The organism is Pseudomonas sp. REB1044, from assembly GCF_038813925.1.
Taxonomy (GTDB): domain Bacteria; phylum Pseudomonadota; class Gammaproteobacteria; order Pseudomonadales; family Pseudomonadaceae; genus Aquipseudomonas; species Aquipseudomonas boreofloridensis.
In genome coordinates this window covers 2497064-2517350 of record NZ_CP046139.1, presented here as the reverse complement: position 1 = coordinate 2517350, position 20287 = coordinate 2497064, and the positions used below count along the sequence as shown (strand labels likewise).

At 62.1% G+C, this 20287-nt stretch carries 15 protein-coding genes; 7 read left to right on the top strand and 8 right to left on the bottom strand.

Annotated elements, in window-relative coordinates; genetic code table 11:
• Window positions 1-11: 11 nt before the first annotated feature.
• A complete protein-coding gene (locus tag GKC70_RS11420; protein ID WP_342651393.1) occupies window positions 12-2483 on the bottom strand; it encodes a UvrD-helicase domain-containing protein in 2472 nt (823 codons plus the stop codon).
• A gap of 219 nt (window positions 2484-2702) precedes the next feature.
• Here GKC70_RS11420 and GKC70_RS11415 point away from each other — a divergent pair, with 219 nt between their 5' ends.
• Window positions 2703-3401: a pirin family protein gene (locus GKC70_RS11415; protein ID WP_342651392.1), complete on the top strand. Its 699-nt coding sequence runs from the start codon at window positions 2703-2705 to the stop codon at window positions 3399-3401.
• Window positions 3402-3483: 82 nt separating this feature from the next.
• Here the strand turns inward: GKC70_RS11415 and pgm are convergent, their stop codons facing one another.
• From pgm to GKC70_RS11385, 6 genes are all read right to left on the bottom strand, one after another.
• Window positions 3484-5121 carry a phosphoglucomutase (alpha-D-glucose-1,6-bisphosphate-dependent) gene (gene pgm, locus GKC70_RS11410; RefSeq protein ID WP_342651391.1) on the bottom strand — a complete coding sequence of 546 codons (1638 nt, stop codon included), beginning with the start codon at window positions 5119-5121 and terminating at the stop codon, window positions 3484-3486.
• An 84-nt stretch (window positions 5122-5205) separates the two neighbouring features.
• Window positions 5206-7464: an ATP-dependent DNA helicase gene (locus tag GKC70_RS11405; RefSeq protein WP_342651390.1), complete on the bottom strand. Its 2259-nt coding sequence runs from the start codon at window positions 7462-7464 to the stop codon at window positions 5206-5208.
• Window positions 7461-9113: a VRR-NUC domain-containing protein gene (locus GKC70_RS11400; RefSeq protein WP_342651389.1), complete on the bottom strand. Its 1653-nt coding sequence runs from the start codon at window positions 9111-9113 to the stop codon at window positions 7461-7463. Before GKC70_RS11400 ends, GKC70_RS11405 begins: the two co-directional genes overlap by 4 nt.
• An 81-nt stretch (window positions 9114-9194) precedes the next feature.
• Window positions 9195-10544 carry an aminotransferase class I/II-fold pyridoxal phosphate-dependent enzyme gene (locus tag GKC70_RS11395; RefSeq protein WP_342651388.1) on the bottom strand — a complete coding sequence of 450 codons (1350 nt, stop codon included), beginning with the start codon at window positions 10542-10544 and terminating at the stop codon, window positions 9195-9197.
• Window positions 10544-11896 carry a hypothetical protein gene (locus GKC70_RS11390; protein WP_342651387.1) on the bottom strand — a complete coding sequence of 451 codons (1353 nt, stop codon included), beginning with the start codon at window positions 11894-11896 and terminating at the stop codon, window positions 10544-10546. The genes GKC70_RS11395 and GKC70_RS11390 overlap by 1 nt, the downstream gene beginning before the upstream one ends.
• A gap of 552 nt (window positions 11897-12448) precedes the next feature.
• Window positions 12449-13474, bottom strand: a complete 1026-nt coding sequence (locus GKC70_RS11385; RefSeq protein ID WP_342651386.1) for a zinc-dependent alcohol dehydrogenase family protein — start codon at window positions 13472-13474, stop codon at window positions 12449-12451.
• 186 nt (window positions 13475-13660) lie between these two features.
• Here GKC70_RS11385 and GKC70_RS11380 point away from each other — a divergent pair, with 186 nt between their 5' ends.
• The 5 genes from GKC70_RS11380 (at window position 13661) to hxsA (ending at window position 18493) form a co-directional block, all read left to right on the top strand.
• Window positions 13661-14575 carry a LysR family transcriptional regulator gene (locus GKC70_RS11380; RefSeq protein ID WP_342651385.1) on the top strand — a complete coding sequence of 305 codons (915 nt, stop codon included), beginning with the start codon at window positions 13661-13663 and terminating at the stop codon, window positions 14573-14575.
• Window positions 14576-14881: 306 nt separating this feature from the next.
• Window positions 14882-15181, top strand: a complete 300-nt coding sequence (hxsD, locus tag GKC70_RS11375; protein ID WP_342651384.1) for a His-Xaa-Ser system protein HxsD — start codon at window positions 14882-14884, stop codon at window positions 15179-15181.
• Window positions 15178-16665 carry a His-Xaa-Ser system radical SAM maturase HxsB gene (gene hxsB, locus GKC70_RS11370; RefSeq protein WP_342651383.1) on the top strand — a complete coding sequence of 496 codons (1488 nt, stop codon included), beginning with the start codon at window positions 15178-15180 and terminating at the stop codon, window positions 16663-16665. Before hxsD ends, hxsB begins: the two co-directional genes overlap by 4 nt.
• The gene (hxsC, locus tag GKC70_RS11365) at window positions 16665-17900 is read left to right on the top strand and encodes a His-Xaa-Ser system radical SAM maturase HxsC (protein WP_342651508.1); all 1236 of its coding nucleotides are present in this window, start codon (window positions 16665-16667) and stop codon (window positions 17898-17900) included. The genes hxsB and hxsC overlap by 1 nt, the downstream gene beginning before the upstream one ends.
• Window positions 17897-18493: a His-Xaa-Ser repeat protein HxsA gene (gene hxsA / locus GKC70_RS11360; RefSeq protein ID WP_295481898.1), complete on the top strand. Its 597-nt coding sequence runs from the start codon at window positions 17897-17899 to the stop codon at window positions 18491-18493. The genes hxsC and hxsA overlap by 4 nt, the downstream gene beginning before the upstream one ends.
• 38 nt (window positions 18494-18531) lie before the next feature.
• On the opposite strand, the gene GKC70_RS11355 is transcribed toward hxsA, so the two are convergent.
• Entirely contained in the window at window positions 18532-18978 is a 447-nt protein-coding gene (locus GKC70_RS11355) for an SPOR domain-containing protein (protein ID WP_342651382.1), read from the bottom strand.
• Between the two features lie 216 nt (window positions 18979-19194).
• Between GKC70_RS11355 and GKC70_RS11350 the strand changes: the two genes are divergently transcribed.
• Window positions 19195-20265, top strand: a complete 1071-nt coding sequence (locus tag GKC70_RS11350) for a sigma-54 dependent transcriptional regulator (RefSeq protein WP_342651507.1) — start codon at window positions 19195-19197, stop codon at window positions 20263-20265.
• Window positions 20266-20287 lie beyond the last annotated feature (22 nt).

Genomic DNA, 20287 nt, shown 5'->3' with positions numbered 1-20287 from the left:
GCATGCCCCGTTCAGCCTCGCAGATCGTCGAAACAGGGCAGCCGAGCATCGACCCTCCGCGCAGCGCTAGGCAGCGTCCTGGCCTCGCCATCTGGCCGCTCCACGTACCAATAGCAGTGCCTGATCGCCCTGGTGACGCCGACGTAGGCCAGGCGCTGCACTTCATCTTTCTGCGCAGTGTCGTAGCCTTGCGCATCGCCATCGCGAGCCAAGCCTGCCAGACGGTACAGCTGGTTCTTGTGGGGTGAGCGAGTGAGGTACTGGCAATCGCCAAGCATGAAGACGGTATCGGCTTGCAGCCCCTTGGCACTGTGATAGGTCAGCAGGCGGATTCGCCGGCAGTCATTCGACAGTTCAGACTCCACCTTAAGTAATTGCTCAATGCTCTTTAGAATCAATGTCTTATCTGATGATTTTCGAAACAGGATGAGGATACTTTCACCTTGTTCGTAATGCTCGGCCACGGTGCGGGCCATGGCCTCGTCGTCGCGCTCGAATACCTTCACGGCCGACAGCGGCAGCTCGGCAGCGGCGCCGCTGGCCCTGGCTTTTTTGCCTCCGATCGCCGGCGCACCACGCACCAAGTGCTCGGCGGCGTCGATGATGTACTGCTGGCTGCGGTAATTCTCGACCATCAACACACGGGTGTTGGCAGGTGATGGAAAGGTCTGGGTGAAGCCGATGAAGTAGTCGGGCGAGCTGCCGCGCCAGCCATAGATCGACTGCCAGTCGTCGCCCACGCACAGCAAGGAAGAATGCGCCGCCGTACGCCCCGTAGTCAGACTCGGACCGCGCCGGCGGATTTCAGCCAGTGTGGCGCGCAGCCAACTGACGATCTGTGGCGAGACGTCCTGGAACTCGTCGAGCATCAAGTGTGCCATCGGACGCAGCAGCGTATCAGGCAGCAGTCGGAGATTCTGCGGGTTGAGCTCGCCGAACAGCGCGAACATGCGGTTATAGGTCATGACCGGCGGCGACATCCCCAGCAGATGGTTTTCGAACGCCTTCCAATACAGCGCCAACGCTTCGAAAAATGACGCATCGGCATCGCCTGACGGGAAGCTCAGGTCCGCTACCGCACGCCCTACATCGAGGCCCAGGTTTTCGATGAAACCGGCAGCGGAGACGAACGCGTCGAGCAAAGGGGCCGCTGCCAGCTCACCCTTGACCTTGAACTCGAACCCCGGCCCGGCAACGGCATCCCCGGCAAGGGTGCCGGCCAGGCGTCTGGCGCTGTCGTAGTTATCCAGCCAAATCAACGGCTTGTCGCAGAAAGCTTGAAGTAACGTGCGCTTGACCGACCATTCTGCCCGCACCGACAGCTTGGCGCCGGGTCGCTGATACTGAGCACTCTCGCCGGGGTCGAAGCCCAACACGACCCAGGTGTCCTGCACTGCGAGGCGCCCATGCACGTGAAAGCGTTGCCCACGTATCTGCACGGTCTCACGGCACGGCTCGATGCCCTTGATGGGCCAAGCGCCGGCCGCGAACCACAGGTCTTCGATCACATCGCACAGCTCTTCGTCCCGCTGCGCAGCCAATTGGGTGACCTGCACGCGCTTCTGCACATCCGGATGGTCCGGATCCAACGGTTTGAGCAGCAGCGCCTCGCGACGCAAGGAGGCCACCAGTTCAGCGAAGCGTGGGCTTTCAGCGAGCAGATCGCGGTAGCACAGGTTCATGGCCTGGCGCTGGGCGTCATTCAGGCGCAGGTCGAACGCGGTACTTTCTGCCAACGCCTCGCTGCCTGCCGGCAGGTCATTGCCCAGCGTCTCGAACGCCCGCAGTTGGGAAAAGCCCGGCAGGCTGCGCACCAGCGGCAGGATGCGTGAGTGGAAGGTGCGCACCAACTCGCGGGCAGTGGCCGGTGACATCTCGACGTGCCACAGCCCGAACACCTGCACCAAGCGCTTGATAAAGTCCCTGCGCGACTCCCGGGTGAAGGTCACCACGGTCATGGCATCGAGTTCGAAGCCCAGGTAATGACGCAGCAGCAGGATGCGCAGCACCAGGGACGTGGACTTGCCCGCCCCCGCACCGGCCACCACGCAGGTGCTGGGCGTGTCGCTGAAGATCAGCTTCCACTGCGCCGCACTGGGCTGGGCGGTGGCCGGCAGGCGCTGGGCGACGTCGGCCTTGAAGCGCTTTTTCAGGTCGGCGGTGAGCGGCAGACGCCAATCGTCGAACAGGTTGTTGTCCTGCCCCGGCACGGCAGGCGTGTCATCGCGACAGTCACGAATCACCAGCACCTGACGCCCGGCTTCATAGCCTTCGGCCCGCCCACGCTCGTAGCCATCGCGCACACCGTCGGTGTGTCCGCTGCGCTGGCCAATGGCGTGACCCAGGAACCAGGAATCGCGATGCTGCGCCTGTAATCGGCTCAGTCCGCGACCCAACAGGCGCGCAGCCAGGCGGCGTAGCCACGGCAACTGCGCGGGCGGGGTCAGGTCGGGCGGCGACGATGGCGGCTGCTCGTGGGACACGGTCACTCCAGGGCTAAACGAATCAGGCGAGCATGTTCCAACGATCCGCCGAAAAGTACCAGCTTCGGCTTGCAGATCAGGCTATTAGGCGATGAAACGTAGAAAGCACAGCACATTGATCAATCAACTCAGCCGATCAATCTGAGTCGATATTTACGCTTAATTTCGATATTCAATCGGCGCATCATGGCTCCATCACGAATTAACGAGGACTCCACCATGCTGCAACTGCGCCCCTTCGAGAGCCTGGGCCACGCCAATCATGGCTGGCTCGACGCCCACCATCACTTTTCCTTCGCCGAGTACTACAACCCGCAGCGTATGAACTGGGGCAACCTGCGGGTGTGGAACGACGACCTGATCGCGGCCGGCAGTGGATTCCCACCCCATCCTCATCGGGACATGGAAATCATCACTTACGTGCGTGAGGGGGCAATCAGTCACCAGGACAACCTGGGCAACAAGGGCCGTACCGAAGCCGGGGACGTTCAGGTGATGAGTGCCGGGACCGGTATCGTTCACGGCGAATACAACCGGGAGCCGGTCGACACGCGTATTTTCCAGATCTGGATCGTGCCGGAGAACGTCGGTGGAGCGCCGTCCTGGGGCACTCGTCCATTTCCCAAAGGCGAGCGCGGCGAAGGCTTCGTCACCTTGGCCAGCGGCCGTGAGGAACCCGGCGATACCCTGCGCATCCGTGCCGATGCGCGCTTGGTGGCGGCCACCCTGCACGCTGGCGAAAGTGCCGAGTACCGATTCGATGAGGGGCGCCGTGGCTACCTGGTGCCAGCCAAGGGTGTGATCGAAGTCAATGGCGTGCGCGCCCATGCACGGGATGGCGTCGCCGTCGAAGATGAACGTGTCGTGCGGGTCACGGCCATCGAAGACAGCGAGATCGTGCTGGTGGACGTCGCCTGAGGTTCAATTCCCCCTGAATGCATGAATCCGAGGGCTGCCAGGCAGTCCTCGGATTCTTGTTGACGCTCATGCATCAGCGGCTTCAGCGGATCGCGGCATCCACCAAGACCTGCGCTTCCTGTACCAGTCGCTGCAGGTGCGCTTCGTCGATAAAGCTTTCGGCGTAGATCTTGTAGATGTCCTCGGTGCCCGATGGCCGTGCGGCGAACCAGCCATTGGCGGTCATCACCTTCAGACCACCGATGGCCTGACCGTTGCCAGGCGCGTGGCTGAGAATCTGCTCGATGGCTTCGCCTGCCAGCTCGGTGGACGTGACCTGCTCGGGCGCCAGCTTGCTCAGCAGCGCTTTTTGCCGGGCATCGGCCTTGGCCTCTACACGGGTGGCATAGGGTTTGCCCAGGGTGGCGGTGAGGTCAGCGTAGGCCTGGCTCGGGTTGCGTCCGGTGCGGGCGGTCATCTCGGCCGCCAGCAGTGCTGGAATCAGGCCGTCCTTGTCGGTGGCCCAGACGCTGCCGTCCAGGCGCAGGAACGAGGCGCCGGCACTTTCCTCGCCGCCAAAGCCGAGCGTACCTCCAAAGAGGCCTTGGGCGAAGTACTTGAAGCCCACTGGCACTTCGTAGAGCTCACGGCCCAGTTGTGCGGTGACCCGGTCGATCATCCCACTGCTCACCACGGTCTTGCCGACGGCTGCGTCCTGACGCCAGTGCGGGCGATGACGGAACAGATAGTCGATGGCCACGGCCAGGTAGTTGTTCGGCTGCAGCAGCCCGTCAGCAGTGACGATGCCATGGCGGTCGTGGTCCGGGTCGCAGGCGAACGCCACGTCGAAGCGCTCGCGCAAGCCGATCAGGCCTTGCATGGCGTGGGGCGAGGATGGGTCCATGCGGATCTGCCCGTCCCAGTCGACGCTCATGAAGCGGAAGGTTGGATCGACCTCGGTGTTGACCACTTCCAGATCCAGGCCATAGCGCTCGGCGATGGCCGACCAGTAGCGCACGCCAGCGCCACCCAATGGGTCGACGCCCAGGCGCAGCTTGGCGTTGCGAATCACCTCGAAGTCGATGACGTTTTCCAGGTCGGCGACGTAGTTGCCAAGGTAGTCATGGCGCTCGGTGGTCGCAGCCTGCAACGCCTGGGCGTAGGGCATACGTTTGACGCCGGCCAGCTCGGCCGCCAGCAGTTCATTGGCCTTGGCCTCGATCCACTTGGTCACATCGCTGTCGGCCGGCCCGCCGTTGGGCGGGTTGTACTTGAAGCCGCCGCTCTGGGGCGGATTGTGCGACGGGGTGATGACGATACCGTCGGCCAGCCCCTGCTGGCGCCCGCGGTTGTAGCAGAGAATGGCGTGGGACACCGCCGGTGTCGGGGTGTATTCGTCATCTTTGGACAGCCGCACCTGCACGCCATTGGCCGCCAAGACTTCGAGCGCGCTGGCGGCAGCCGGGGCTGACAAGGCGTGGGTGTCGGCGCCGATGAACAGCGGGCCATCAATGCCTTTTTCCTGGCGATACAGACAGATCGCCTGGGTGATGGCCAACACATGGTGCTCGTTGAAGCTCAGCTCGAACGAAGTGCCACGGTGCCCCGAGGTGCCGAAGGCCACGCGCTGGGCGGCGATGGAGGCGTCCGGGCGACCGGTGTAGTAGGCCGTCAACAGGCGGGGAATATCGACCAGCACGCTGGCGGGAGCCGGCTTGCCTGCCAAAGGACTGAGCGTCATGCAAAACCTCGAGTTCTACGGATGTAGGTGTTGGAACGCGCAGTGTACTGGGAGTTGCACGGCGGCGCGATGGCCACACGCCGCTCACTCGGCGATCTGCCACCAGGCGGGAAACATCTGCTGCACGCGCGGTTCGCTGAAGCGCTCGTCGATCAGAAACAACACGCCGCGATCCTGTTCCCCGCGAATCACCCGACCGGCCGCCTGGATCACCTTGCGTACGCCCGGGTACAGGTAGGTGTAATCGAAGCCGGCACCGAACTGACGCCCTAGGCGCGCCTTGAACTGTTCGTTGACCGGATTGACCTGCGGTAAGCCCAAGGTGGCGACGAAGGCGCCGATCAGACGCGTACCGGGCAGGTCCACACCTTCACCGAACGCACCGCCGAGCACCGCGAAGCCGACACCCTGCCCCTGCTCGACGAAGCGCGCCAGGAAAGCTTCCCGCGCCGCCTCGTCCATACCCGGGGCCTGACACCATTGCGTCACCTCGGGGTGCCGCTCGGCGAACAGCGAAGCGACCTGCTGCAGATACTCGAAACTGCTGAAGAACGCCAGATAGTTGCCGGGTTGACGATGATATTGCCCGGCGATCAGCTCGACGATGGGGGCCAGGGAGCGCTGCCGTTGCTGGTAGCGGGTCGACACTTGGCTGACGATGTGCACCTCTAGCTGCTCGGCACGAAACGGCGCGGCGACCTCCAGCCAGCCGGTGTCGGCGGGCATGCCCAGTAGATCGGCATAGAACCGTCGCGGGCCGAGGGTCGCCGAGAACAGCGTGACGCTGCGCGCGGCGGCCATGCGCGGTGCGAGCAAGCGCGCAGGCACCACATTGCGCAGCGTCAGCGTCGCCAGCCGCCGGCGCCGGGGGCCGTTGCGCAATTGAATGTCGAACAGGAAGTGTTCATCGAACAGCTCCGCCACTCGGGTGAACTGCAGGAGCTGGAAATAGAACTGCAGCACCTGCGGATCGACTTGCGCAGGCATCTGTTCCAGGTGCTCCTGGATCACCCCGGTACACTGCTGCAATGCCCTGATGAAGGCGTCGGGGACCGGCTCGCTGGCGTGATACGGGGCCTGTTGCTCTTTGTACAGGGCGTTCCATTGACGATTGAGGCGCTCCAGCACAGTGGTCAATCCGGCCGGTTTGCGTTGACGCAGCGCCATCAACTGACCCTGATCGAGACTGGCGCTGTACATGGCCCTACCGCGCTCGACCAAGTTGTGCGCTTCGTCCACCAGCACTGCCACGCGCCACTGGTTGAGCTGGGTCAGGCCGAACAGCAGCGCGTGGGCATCGAAATAGTAGTTGTAGTCGGCAACCACCACGTCAACCCAGCGCGCCATCTCCTGCCCCAGGTAGTAAGGACAGACCTCATAGGCCAGGGCCACCTCGCGCAGCGCGGCGCGATCGAGCAGCGGCACGTGCGACGCCGCCTCGCGCGCCGCCGGCAGACGATCGTAAAAGCCCTTGGCCAGTGGGCAGGACTCGCCGTGGCAAGCGCGGTCGGGATACTCGCAAGCTTTGTCCCGGGCAATCAATTCCAGCGCTCGCAGCCCAGGTTGCGCGGTGGCGGCGCTGATCTGGCGCAGTGCATCGAGCGCCAAAGCCCGGCCCGGGGTCTTGGCCGTGAGGAAGAACAGTTTGTCCAGTTGCTGCGGGACCATGGCCTTGAGCAGCGGGAACAGCGTACCGAGTGTCTTGCCGATGCCGGTGCTGGCCTGGGCCATCAGGCAGCGCCCGGTGGCGACCGCCTTGTACAGGGTTTCGGCCAACTGGCGCTGGCCCTGGCGAAACTGCGGGTAAGGAAACGCCAGGCGCTGCAAGTCGCGGTTGCGTTCGGCCTGACGCAGGCGCTGGGCCTGGGCCCAGCCAATGTAGCGCTGGCACAGCGTCTCGAAGAAACGCTGCAGATCGTCGGCCTGCTGCCGCTCGCTGAACAGCGTCTGGCGGTCGCTGTCGATGTCCAGGTAGACCAGGGTGACCTCCATCTGCGCCAGCCCTCGCGACTGACACAACAGCCAGGCATAGACCCTGGCCTGGGCCCAGTGCAGTTGACGGTGGTTGTCCGGCTGACGGGCCAAGTCGCCACGGTGGGTCTTGATCTCTTCGACGCGATTGCGCACCGGATCGTAGCCGTCGGCGCGGCCACGCACACGCAAACCTTGGTACTCGCTTTCGAGCGACACCTCCGACTGATAGCCGGGGTCGCGGCGTGCAACCACCTGTCGATGGCCTTCCATGCCTTGCTGGGCGGTGGGCGACGGGGTGAAACGCAGATCCAGATCGCCCACCTTGGCGGCGAACTCGCACAGTGCGCGGACGGCCACGCTCAGGCTCACGCCACCGCCTCGCACCAACGCACATGACACACCGCCACCGGCATGGCGTGCTCCCGACAGAACTCCAGCCAGCGCAACTGGTTGTCCTGCAGGCGATCGCCCGGCCCCTTGACCTCGATCATCTGGTAGCGCGCCTGTTCGGGCCAGAACTGGATCAGATCGGGCATGCCGGTGCGATTGTTGCGAATGTCCTGCAACAGCCGCACGAAGCAGTGCTTCAGATGCTGCGCCGGCACACAGGCCAGCGCTTGCTCGATCAGGTTTTCATTCAGCGCGGCCCAGAACACGAAGGGCGACTGCAACCCGTATTTGGCGGCGAAGCGGTCGCGGATGGTCTGGCGGTAGCGACCGTCGTCGAGTTGCGCGAAGCAGGCCTCGAACAACGCGGCGCGGCGCGTCTGGAAGTCGTCGTCGTGAAGGTCCTGCGGCGCGGCTTGGTAAGGGTGGAAGAAGGCGCCAGGCAGCGGCGCGAAAACTGCCTCCCAGCACAGCAGGCCGAACAGGCTGTTGAACAGGGTGTTCTCCACATAGTGCACCTCGCCCCCGGACTGCTGCAGATGCGCACGCACGGCGCGCTCGACGCCTTGCCCGGCACTGTCCAGAGGCAACTGCAGCTCGATCAGTTCCTGCACCGCCGAAGCCCTGCGCCGATGCGGTGGCCCGCCAAGCTTGCGGCTCAGGCGCGGCAGCATACGCGCCAGTGCCTGCACCTCCAGCGGGTTGGCTGGCGCCTGGGCCATGTGCAGGGCGAGCGCGTGCGCCCTCTCCCACTGCTCGCTGCGCTCGAACACCCGCACCCGACGAATCCGCGCCTGCGGGTGAGCGAGCCCTTCATACACCGTAGCCGCCTGCGCCCAGTCACCCAGGCGCTCACAGCGCTGGCCGATGGCATACAGCAACCGAGTGCGCCGTCGTACCAGCCACGGGTTGTCACTGACCAGACGACCCAACAGCAGCACCAGCCCCTCCGGCGCCTCGCCCTGCTCCAGTCGCTCAGCGCAGGCGTGCAGCGCCATGGCCAGATCGACATCGGCACGCTGGCGCAGGGCGCGCGAGTCGCGGCTGAAGCTGACCTGCTCGTAGCGCAGCAGCCCCAGATCGGCCAGCACGAATTCGGACCAGTCCTGATACAGGTTGCCGAAGAACAACAAGCGCAAACGGTCGCACAACGGTTGCCGGCGCCAGTGCAGGATGCGCAGCGGCGCCTCGGCGTACCAGGCGTGCAACGGGCGCTCGACCAATTCCAGCGCTTGCAGCTCAGCCAAAAGTCGCGCTTTGGTGGCCTTGGGCTGGCTGAGGTGGCCGGCGAAGCAGCACGCGAGTTCGTCCTTGCGCAGCAGCGCGAACAACTGCTCCAACGTCAGCACCGGTTCTGCACAGACCCAGCCGAGGCTCAGCAACGGCGCCAGTGCCTGGGCGGTGTCGCCGATCTCGGCATAGTGAAGGCGATCATCGCGAAACAGCTCGCCCTTGCGCATCACCATGCGTACCAGCAGGGCCTGCGCGGGCTGGGGCAGGCCTGCAAACTGTACGAGAAACGCCTGATCTTCGGCGTCGAGCAGGTCGGCATAACGTTGCTCGACCCAGCGCAGCACTTGCCGGAAGTTGTGCAGGTAATAGAACGGGTCGTCGACGGAGTGGGCAATCACGGCGAAGGATCGGAGGCTGAACGTGGAGGCACTGGTTATACATACAGATCACGGATTCTGGCAAGCTCGCCGGATCGGCGGTCATCCCGCAACCGGCTGGTCGGCACCGTGGAAGTCTGACAAGGCTCGGGCCAGGTCCGCGAGCGCCTGACCCAGTGCCGCTGCATCGTCGCCCTCCCAGCTCAGCGCCAGGCACTTTTCAAACAGCCCCTGCACACTGAACCGAGTTCCGGCAACCATCCGCAGCGCCGGACTGTGCAGGCGGGCGCAGAGGCTATCGATGTCGATGGATCGATGCAAACGGCACCATAGCGTGTATCCGCCCTGCGGCGCAGCATAGGCCAGCCAGTCACCGAGGTGGTGCTGATCCATCAACTGGCAGAGTGTCGCCATGCGCCCTCGCAGCGTCGATCGGACCTGCTCAAGCTGGCTATCCAGATCCGATCGGCTCAGCACACGCGCCAAAGCCAACACACGTCGGGGTGGAAGCCGGAAGTTGCGCCGCGCTACGGCTTCGCGCACCTCAGCATGCGGGCTGAGCAGGTAGGCGATGGGGGCTTCTGCGCCGACAATCGCCTCCAATGTGCCGTGCACCAACAGCCGGCGCGGGTCCACCCAATCGCGAAGGTGCGATGCCGGCGATCCTGTGAAACACTGTTCGCTGTCCTGATCGTTCTCCAGCAGCCAAACCCCATGAAGGCCCAGCAAGCGTGCCAACTCGCGTTGTTCGTCAGGCGAAAGCCAGCGCCCGGGCGGGCTGGCAAGGCAGGCGGGCATTACTACCAAGTGCACCTTTTCCGCCTCCAACAGCCGCGCCAGTGCGTCGAAGTCCGGCACCTCAAGGGGCCACTCCACAATCCGCATGTCCAATTGCTCAAGCACCTGAACGTCTCGTGCGCAACAGGGCGTGGCCACCAGGATCGTGCTGCCCTGCAGATTCAAGGCGTGCAACGAGGTATAGAGCAATGCCGGTAAGTCGGGCGACAGACTGACGTCTTCGGCCCGCCAGTAACGGCTTGATGAATGCGTCAGCCGCGCGGCAATCGCGCGGCGCAGCACCGCCTGAGCGACCCGCTCCTCCTGCGCCTGACCACCCAGCCGCCGCTCGTGGGCCAACAGCAACGGTTCGAGCGTCGCACAGGGTGGCGGGGAACCGCTCAACGGCACTACCTGGTGATGCACTGTCTCGTTGGGCCCCAGGTGCGCTGGTCGAGCGTAGTAGCCCGACCTGGGCACTGTATGTACGCGACCCTCGGCCTCCAGCAGGCTGTAGGCGCACTGCACGGTAGCCAGCGAAACGCGCAGCCGTCGTGCCAGATCGCGCAACGAAGGCAGACGTTCATCCTCAGTCCCCCGCACTTGCGTGATCTGCGTCAGCAGATAGCGATAGACCGCCTGATAGGCAAACTCCCCACGTACCGAACGCCCCATCAGCAGGCAATCGGCGCGGTGACGCCTACGTGCAGCATCGGTGGTAGCACCAGGCGCAGACGCGCATCGCGGCGAGCCAGTCGGTGCATCAGCCGCGCGGCCGTCGGCTCGATACGTCCGTTATAGATACCGCGCAGTTGAGCCAGGCTCAGCCCGCTGGTATCGAGCAACCACTGTACCACCGCGTCCGGGCACGGCTCGCCCTGAAGCGCCCGGTGCAGATACGGCAGCGCCACACGCATGGCCGGATGACAGCGCTGGACGAAGGCCGCCAAACCTTCGCCTCGCTCGGCGAAGGGGGCGAACAGCAGACAGGTGGACTGCACATCGTCAATGCCGAAAGCGCGCTGGAGCATGGCGTGCCCTGGCTCGCTTGCCAACCACGCGGTATCGTTGGCGCTTCCCAGCCAATGGGTGCGCAGGCGCTGCAAGTGCGCCAGATAGGCAGGATCGGAGAACGCCCCCAGAGGTGTCGGGCTGGCAGATGACGCCGCGCCGAGGCCCAGCGCCTCGACCAGACGATCATCGTCGCGCCGCTCGTTGAGCAGGTCATCGACGGCGATGATGCGCAGCGCCAATTTACCGTTACGTCCGTAAGGCACAGGATCCGGCCGCTGCAGCGGGGACGCTAGCGTACAGTGCATGCGCCCGAGCAACTCGCACAAGGCACCTGCACAGCGATGCAAGGCCGCGTCGCCCCGCTCACCGCTGACACGCATGGCGGCGCGGCTCCAGGCCACAAAGCGCTGACGCTGGCGCAAGGGCACGGCAGTGATCACGGCGCTGGGTTGCGCCACGCGCTGCAATACCGTGCGCACGGTATCGCCCAACTCCAGGTGCAAGCGACTGCCCAGCACCGCCTCAGGCTGGCCTGCACACAAGTGGCCGAACATCAGCAAGGCGTCGCGGTCGGCTTGCTGCGACTCGGCTGTACACGAAGGGTCGCGACTGAACGGCTGAACGTAGCCAGCACCTACCAGCAGCAACTCGACTCGCGGATCGTCATGCAGAAACAGTGCGCCGAAAGTTCGTTCCAGGTGATCGAGCAGCGTGTCGGTCAATGCCGGTCTGGCATTGACGACCACTTGCAGGCGAAAGGTCTCGGGGCCGCGCAAGGCAATACTCAGTTGCGCTGCCCGTAGAAACGCCAACAGGCTGACATTGCTGCGGTCGTATCCCAGCAACACCAACAGCCGGAAATCGCGCAGATACTCGACGCCGCCAGCCGACACCAGCAGCCGCTGAACCAACAACTGAACCGAGGCACGCTGGGCTTGGGTCATATGGTCGAGCAACCGCTCTAGCACTTGCTGATAGATGTAGTGCATTGCTTGATCATGGATACTGCTCATGTGTTCCACTCCATTCCTTGAGCGCAATAAAGCCTCGGGTCATCGAACTGCTGAATATGTTTGATTCAGCATTCCGGAGATTTCCTACAACTAACTAGGAAAATTTGAAGCAGCTTCTCGCAACTATTTTGGGTTATTGACGCGCCACAGCTTCAATCCCCGCGCTCGCTAGCCAAAGACTGAAGCAACCGGCCCCGCCGCAGGCGTTCAGCCTGGGTGTCACAGGGCCATTATCGGGGGTTATGCGTTGAATAACAGATACAGATGAACGTAAAAAAACCATTCAGTTAATCGTTATTCAAAGGTGACTATAAGGATTACGCCGCTTGTTTTAAGGATATGAGCCGCCGCATGAGATGCCGATGACATTGCATACATTTTAGATATCAGATACGCACTAAATGTTTGTAGGAAGTTTCAGCGCCTGACCAGCAAACGATCAGTCTATGCGCATCAATGCAAAAGCCGCCCCTGTTATCCCGCGCCCGACAGGGCACATGGTGGGATTACAGGGGCGGCTGCCGGGTGCACCCAATCAGCGCATCGCTTCGATCAGGGGGCGGCCCCCAAGTCCAGCACGATTCGTCCGCCGCACGGGCAGTCGTCCATCAGGCGGTGCGCCTGCACGAAATCATCGAAGGGAAAGACCCTGATGATCTGTGGTGTCAGCAGCTTATCGGCAGTGAACTGATTGATATCGCGCAGCGCGCGCTGCATCGCCACCTGATCCTGAGCGATGCCCAGCTCAGGCTTGCCGGTGAAGTTGCCGATGCAGTGCACATGGAACTGAATGTTCTTCTGAAACGCCGCACACGCTGGGAAAGGCGTCTGGTTGCCGCCTTGCAGGCCATAAAGCACCAGACTGCCACGCGGCGCAAGGACATCGCCGAGCAGTGACATCTGTGGACCGCCCATGCCGTCGAGCACCATGTCCACGCCCCGGCCATCGGTGTACTTGCCGATCTGCATCAGCAAGTCCTGCTCTTCGGTGACGATCACCTTGTCAGCGCCCAAGCCCAGCAGATAGTCGCGCTGCTCGGGCTCCTTGGTGGCCGCGATCACCCTCAGGTCCAGGGCCTTGCCCAACTGCACGAAAGCCGGGCCTGCGCAGTGGCTGGCATCGGTCACCAGCGCCGACTGCCCGGCCTTGGCCCGTGCCAAGTCGACATAGGCGAAATAGGCGATCAGCAGCGGCGTGTAGTGCACGCTCGCTTCGATGGGCGTCAAGTGTTCGGGGTAGCGGGTAATGGCCGTGCGCGGCAAAACGATGACATCGCCGTACACCGGATGCTCGTTCGGGCTGGTGGCCGGAAAGCTGGCGACGCGGTCGCCCACCGCGATGTCGTCGACACCCTCGCCGACCTGGGTCACCACCCCGGCCATTTCATGACCGATACCGGCCGGCAGTCGCGCGTGGGACGGCGCCAGGTTCTGCCGCCAGAGCACGTCGTACCAACTCAGGCCAATGGCCTGGACGCGCACTTGGACTTCGCCGGCCGCCGGCGACGGCTCGGGCTGCTCTTCGCAGCGCAGCACGTCGGCCGGGCCGAACTTGTGGAACCGGATCATGCGGGACATCGCATACCTCGCCTGTGTGAATCTCGTATTACCACGAACTTTATCGGGGCTTTGCCGGTTAGACCATCAGTGGCCATTAATAGTCGACATGCCTGCGATTGATCCGAGGCCGGTAAATCCGTGCAGATTAACAGCCTTTGGCCGTACTATTCATCCCGACCCACCAGAGCAAGGCGACCCGCACCGATGAATCGCAACGACCTGCGCCGAGTAGACCTTAACCTGCTGATCGTGTTCGAAACGCTGATGCACGAGCGCAGCGTGACCCGCGCTGCCGAGAAATTGTTTCTCGGCCAGCCGGCGATCAGTGCGGCGCTGTCACGCCTGCGCAACCTATTCGACGACCCGCTGTTCGTGCGTACCGGCCGCAGCATGGAGCCCTCGGCCCGCGCCCAGGAAATCTTCGCCCTGCTCTCCCCCGCGCTGGACTCGATCTCCACCGCCGTCAGCCGCGCCGCCGAGTTCGACCCCGCCACCAGCACCTCGGTGTTTCGCATCGGCCTGTCCGACGACGCCGAATTCGCCCTGCTGCCGCAGTTGCTCAAGCGGATCCGCGCCGAAGCGCCGGGCATCGTCCTGGTGGTGCGCCGGGTCAACTACCTGCTGATGCCCACCCTGCTGGCCTCCGGCGAAATCTCGGTGGGCGTCAGCTACACCGCCGACCTGCCCGCCAACGCCAAGCGCAAGGTCCTGCGCCGCAGCAAGCCCAAGCTGCTGCGCGCCGACAGCGTACCCGGCGCCCTGACCCTGGACGACTTCTGCGCCCGCCCGCACGCGCTGGTGTCGTTCGCCGGCGACCTGTCCGGCTTCATCGACGAAACCCTGGAAACTCTCGGCCGTAAACGCCACGTGGTACTGGCCGTGCCCCAGTTCAATGGCCTGGGCACCCTGCTCGCGGGCACCGACATCATTGCCACCGTGCCTGACTACGCGGCAGAGACGCTCACCGCGGCGGGCGGTCTGCGAGCCGAGGACATGCCGCTGGAGGTGCAGACGTTCGAGTTGCACATGGCCTGGCGTGGCGCGCAGGACAACGATCCGGCGGAGCGGTGGTTGCGGTCGCGGATACAGATGTTTTTTGGGGATCCTGAGAGTTTGTAGGCTCGATTAAGCGAAGAATTGCCCGTCAATGATGCCCACTGTCTTCGGAGCACCCTCCAGCACCGAACCGATCTTGTAGAGGTGCGTAGCGATGTCGATGTCGGATTTAGACCTCACTGCTCCGCCATGGAGCACCCATAAGAATGGGCTGATCAGCAATTACCGAACACTTCAAGGCTATCAGCATCAGGCTGACCAGGATCCGCTCATAATTTTTGTGTGCAGATGTAAAAAATCATAATGGCATAATGCCCTAAAAACCGGCAAAATCCACACGCCTCCAACGGATTTGAAGGACCGGTTCCCATGACATGGCCTGTCATCCTGAAACTCGATAGTGCAGTTTACTCCCTCAGCGTGGTGCAACGGGCGGTGTATTCCCTCGCTGACATCGTCGCCATCCAAGTATCGGTCGAAGACCAACAAATTGCTCTCAAAGCGCTGCCGGCCCACGCCAATCTGACACTTGCCGCGCAACACGCCAGCACGCTGATCCTCCAGCATTTGAATGACTTCGCCTTACGCGACCATATCAACCGCGAAACCGCAGGGCTGCGTGAGATTCTGGCCCGAGCCGCGCTCGCTGGATGCGGGATTTCCCAGTGACTCTGATTGCAACAGATGCCAGACACTACCGTCTATTACCCTTGCGGTTCATGCGGATGGACACAGGATCCAGCCACGACATCCTCATCACCTCCGACACGGGTGAACACTTGCATGTCAATGACGAGCAGTTACGCGCGCTCAGTCAATTCGACGTGCAAACAGGCTCTGCGTTTTACAAGGACTTGCTCGCTCGCCACTTCATTTACGAGCCAGAGCGCCACGACCCCTTTGCGCAAATGGCCGCGCAGTATCGCAGTCGTAAGGATTTCCTGTTCCAGGGTCCTGCTCTACACCTGTTTGTGGTGACCCTGCGCTGCAACCATACTTGCCAGTATTGTCAGGTTTCGCGAGCACCACTAAGCGGCTCTGGCCACGACCTGTCCGAGGAAAATGCACGCGCTGCTGTCGACCGCCTGTTCGAATCGAACGCGCCCGCTCTGACCGTAGAGTTTCAAGGGGGTGAGCCACTTCTGGCTTTTGAGCGAGTCCGCCAGATTGTCGAGTGGGTAGTCGAACGTAATCGAGTGCAACAGCGCGATATCCAGTTCGTCATCACCACCACACTGCATCACCTGACGGACGATGTGCTCGACTTCGCAGCACAGCACGATATTCAATTTTCGACTTCGCTCGATGGCCCGGCGGCCTTGCATAACGCCAATCGTCCCACGCCTTCGCGAGATGCCTACGAACGTACGGTCGAAGGTATCGAGCGGGTACGTGAACGCCTCGGTCACGATGCAGTGTCAGCGCTGACTACGCTCACCTCCAGAAGTCTCGAACAGCCAGAAGCGATCATTGATGAGTACGTGAAACTGGGGTTCTCCAGTATTTCGCTTCGGCCCTTGAGCCCCTATGGCTTTGCCACCAAAAGCGCCCAGCGCCTTGATTACCCGATTGAGCGATACTTGGACTTCCATGACAGAGCACTGACGTACTTGCTGAACATAAATCAGCAAGGCGTTTACCTGTCCGAGAGTTACACCAGTCTGCTGCTGAAGAACATTCTCACACCCTTCTCATCAGGATACGTAGACCTGCGCTCCCCTGCAGGCGCTGGTACTGCGGCGCTGGTTTACAACTATGACGGCTACGTCTATCCGTCGGACGAAGCGCGGATGTTGCTGGAGATGGGAGAAAGCGGACTGAGACTAGGTTCTGTGCAGCAACCGTTGCCTGAACTGCTCGGATCACCCGTCATGCAGGCACTGCTTGCCAGCGGCGTTGCAGAGGCACTACCGGGCTGCTCGGACTGCGCACTCGTTCCCTACTGTGGCGCAGATCCCATCGAGCACTTCGCACGTCAAGGCGACCCGATCGGACATCGGATGTTCAGCACGTTCTGCAAAAAGAACATGGGGTTGCTCAAGCAGGTCTTCAGACTACTCCGCGACGGCGACGACAATGTGCAAAAAGTACTGCTGTCCTGGTTGAGCAGACGCTCCTACAGCGATGTCCGACTTCCTGGCTACAGGGGATGATGGCGATGCTGCGAAAGGATACCCATTTCGAAATCCGGCATCTGAACGAACCAAGATTGCTCAAGGTCGTCACGCTCGATGAATTCATCGAACAAGGACTGGCCGTTTGCGCGGGACGTGTGGCGTTCGACGATCTCTTGCTTTGGCTGCCAAGCCGGCAACGTTTAGATAGCCCGCAGTTGGTCTCATTACCCGTGGGCGGCTTTCTCACACCCGAGCCGTTTATGGGCGAGCTCGAAGCTGCACAACTCCATTTGCATACGCCTAGGGACGCGGATGTTGTGCAGCCCGGAGATGTCATTGCTGTCACACCCGGCAGTACGTTGGTGCGAGTGCTCTATCGAAGAGGCTCGGACAGCAACTTGCTTTTCATGACAGATCGTTGCAACAGCCTGTGCTTGATGTGCTCGCAGCCACCGAAAGATATCGATGATCGTTGGCACATCGAGGAAAACCTTCGGCTGATCGACTTGATGGACCCAGGCGAGGAAAACCTGGGGATCAGCGGCGGAGAGCCCACGCTCTATCGCACTGGTTTGCTGGAAATCCTGGCCAAGTGCAAAGCCGTGTTACCAGATAAGTCCATCCATGTGCTCAGCAACGGACGACTGTTCCAGGACCCGAGCTGGATCCCTGCACTGACTGCTATCGCCCACCCACAACTGAGCTGGGGTATCCCGCTGTATGCCGACAACGCCAAAGATCATGATCATGTGGTGCAGGCTGAAGGAGCGTTCAGCGAGACAATGCAGGGTCTGTACAACCTGGCACGAGCAGACCAGATCATAGAAATCCGCGTCGTACTCAATCGCCTGACCACGCCTCGCTTGCCTGAACTGGCCCACTACATCTTCAGGAACCTGCCCTTCGCGCGGCATGTTGCACTGATGGGCATCGAGAGCACCGGCTTGGCCAGGAAGCACTACGAGCAACTGTGGATCGACCCGCTCGACTATCAGGAGTGGTTGAGTCAAGCCACCTACTTCTTGTCCAATCGGGGGATACCGGTTTCCATCTACAACCTTCCTCTGTGCCTGATTCCACCTGCTCTATCGCGCTTTGCCCGTCAGAGCATTTCGGACTGGAAGAATCTGTTCATAGATGCCTGCCAACACTGCGCAGCCGTCGAACAGTGTTCTGGATTCTTCAAATCCCACACCGACCGCTGGCAGAGCCGAGGTGTACGACAACTATCGACCGAGGCCTTTAGCGCCTATGCAAGGAGTGCACAGTGAAGTTACTCGACCGTTGGAAAGTCTTGATCAGCAGTATGAGCCTGCTCCCCATGGCAGGCACCGCCCTAGCCCAAGCCGGTCCCATGCCGCTGGCAGATACCGACTGGCAGCCTAGCGACAAGCTGCAACCGCCGGTATTCGCAGATACGCTTAATGCCCCGGATGCCCTGAACATCTATGCGGCACATCGCTCGCACAGTTCGCATCGATCCCACAGTTCGCACAGCTCCCACTACAGTGGCTCAGGTGGCTACAGCGCGCCTCGTGCCTACAGCCCACCTGCTACCAGCACCCGCAGCTACACCGCGCCGAGCAGCTCAACCGGCAACAGCTTTTACCAACCCTCTGGAACCGCCGGCGCGTCAAGCTCAAGTACGTCGAAAACCCGCGCGACCAATGCACAGAAAAACGACTTGGTGACTCGCGTGCAGACCGCGCTGATGGTGCGCCAGTACTATCAAGGCGCAATCGACGGGGTCATGGGCAAAGCCACGCGCGGGGCATTGATGTCCTTCCAATCCGACAGCGCGCTCACCGTGCATGGACGAATGGACACCCCTACGCTGAACGCACTGGGAATCAAGATTCCATAGCTCCGCCAGAAGCATTTACAGACGCCGTGGCGCTATGATCAAAGGTCAGATCCACGCCACGGCACCGCCCCCAACACTGCCATTGCCACATGAATCCCCTTCCCCACCACAAACACCCGATACCGAAGATCCCGCTCGCCCCCATAGGGAATCGTATCGATCCAGCTCTGCACCCCCAATTCACCCAGCTCGCGCCGCAACGCCATAGCCTCGTCTTCGCGGTCGAAAAAACCCACGCAGTGGTCATGCCGCATTGCCATGACGTGCTCAAAAAAGAACTGGCAAGCCTCTGACTCACTCGCCGATACATAAATCGGCTCAGCATCCCGCCCGCGCTCCGTATAGCAAACCTGCCAACGCCCACCCACTTGGCTCAGATAAAAAACATCGGACGCCGCGCCCCGCGAACCGATGGCGTAAAGCGACGGGTTGCAGCCTTGCGCCAATAACTGCGCGGCGAGGTCATCGACAGTCATGGCATCCAAAATGGCGTCCTCCAGTGCGAACCTGCGTCGATCTTAAATCACAGGCCCTTACACTCAATATTCCCCAAAGGAATACAAATAGGATTTTTTATTATTTTTTAAAAGAATCCGACCCCTTTATAACCCTCTGGCTACCCAATCGTTTATCCACGCCAAGCCGCGTGCGCAACTGATAAGGATCGCCATGCAACTGCTGACCCTCCCCCCTCGCCGACTCTGGCTACCTCGATCCGGGCGACCGCGCAGGTCTTCGAAGACCCTCGTTCGCAAGCGTTGCTCGCCCATTTGCAACAAGTCGCGCCGAGCGAGGCCAGTGTGCTGGTGATCGGCGAAACCGGCACCGGCAAGGAGCTGGTCGCCCGTCACATCCACCATTTGAGCCGCCGACGCGAAGGCCCGTTCGTAGCGGTGAACTGCGGGGCTTTCTCTGATTCACTGGTCGAGGCCGAGCTGTTCGGTCATGAGAAAGGTGCGTTCACCGGCGCCCTGACCGCCAAGGCTGGCTGGTTCGAGGAAGCCAATGGCGGCACCTTGTTCCTCGACGAGATCGGCGACCTGCCCATGGCGATCCAGGTCAAGCTGCTGCGCGTGTTGCAAGAGCGCGAAGTGGTGAGGCTGGGTTCGCGCAAGAGCCTGCCGATCGACGTGCGCGTGGTCGCCGCCACCAACGTGCAGTTGGACAAGGCCATCGGCGCAGGTCACTTCCGCGAGGACCTGTACTACCGGCTCAATGTGGTCAGCCTGCAGTTGTATCCACTGCGCGAGCGTCCGGGCGACATCCTGCCGCTGACCCGGCACTTCCTCGACACCTACTGCAGCCGGCTCGGCTACGGCCAGGTGCGCCTGACGCACGAGGCCGAGCGCAAGCTGTTGAGCTATGACTGGCCGGGCAACATTCGTGAACTGGAAAACGTCATCCACCACACCCTGCTGGTGTGCCGCAACGGTCTGGTGCGTGATGACGATCTGCGCTTGTCGCACCTGCGCATCGAGCGCCAGAGCTCGGTCCAGACCGCTGCACCGCAAAGCGCCGAGGATCAGTTGCTGCAGGCGTTCCATCGGTTGTTCGAGGAACAGGCGGGGGATCTGCATGAAAAGGTCGAAGACAGCCTGTTGCGCACCGCCTACCGCTTCTGCCACTGCAACCAGGTGCACACGGCCAGTTTGCTGGGCTTGAGCCGCAATATCACCCGCGCGCGGCTGATCGCCATTGGCGAGTTGGTGGTCAATCGGCGCGGCGCGCCTTCCCTGGCGCGTCCGCAGCGGACCCTGCAATTCTCGATCTGAGCGCGTGCTCGGGATCGAACGC

Excerpts from the sequence above, each read along its gene's own strand:
- GKC70_RS11415 (WP_342651392.1), top strand. The coding sequence starts at position 2,703 with ATGCTGCAACTGCGCCCCTTCGAGAGCCTGGGCCACGCCAATCATGGC.
- pgm (WP_342651391.1), bottom strand. The coding sequence starts at position 5,121 with ATGACGCTCAGTCCTTTGGCAGGCAAGCCGGCTCCCGCCAGCGTGCTG.
- GKC70_RS11395 (WP_342651388.1), bottom strand. The coding sequence starts at position 10,544 with ATGGGGCGTTCGGTACGTGGGGAGTTTGCCTATCAGGCGGTCTATCGC.
- GKC70_RS11390 (WP_342651387.1), bottom strand. The coding sequence starts at position 11,896 with ATGAGCAGTATCCATGATCAAGCAATGCACTACATCTATCAGCAAGTG.
- GKC70_RS11385 (WP_342651386.1), bottom strand. The coding sequence starts at position 13,474 with ATGTCCCGCATGATCCGGTTCCACAAGTTCGGCCCGGCCGACGTGCTG.
- GKC70_RS11380 (WP_342651385.1), top strand. The coding sequence starts at position 13,661 with ATGAATCGCAACGACCTGCGCCGAGTAGACCTTAACCTGCTGATCGTG.
- hxsD (WP_342651384.1), top strand. The coding sequence starts at position 14,882 with ATGACATGGCCTGTCATCCTGAAACTCGATAGTGCAGTTTACTCCCTC.
- hxsC (WP_342651508.1), top strand. The coding sequence starts at position 16,665 with ATGGCGATGCTGCGAAAGGATACCCATTTCGAAATCCGGCATCTGAAC.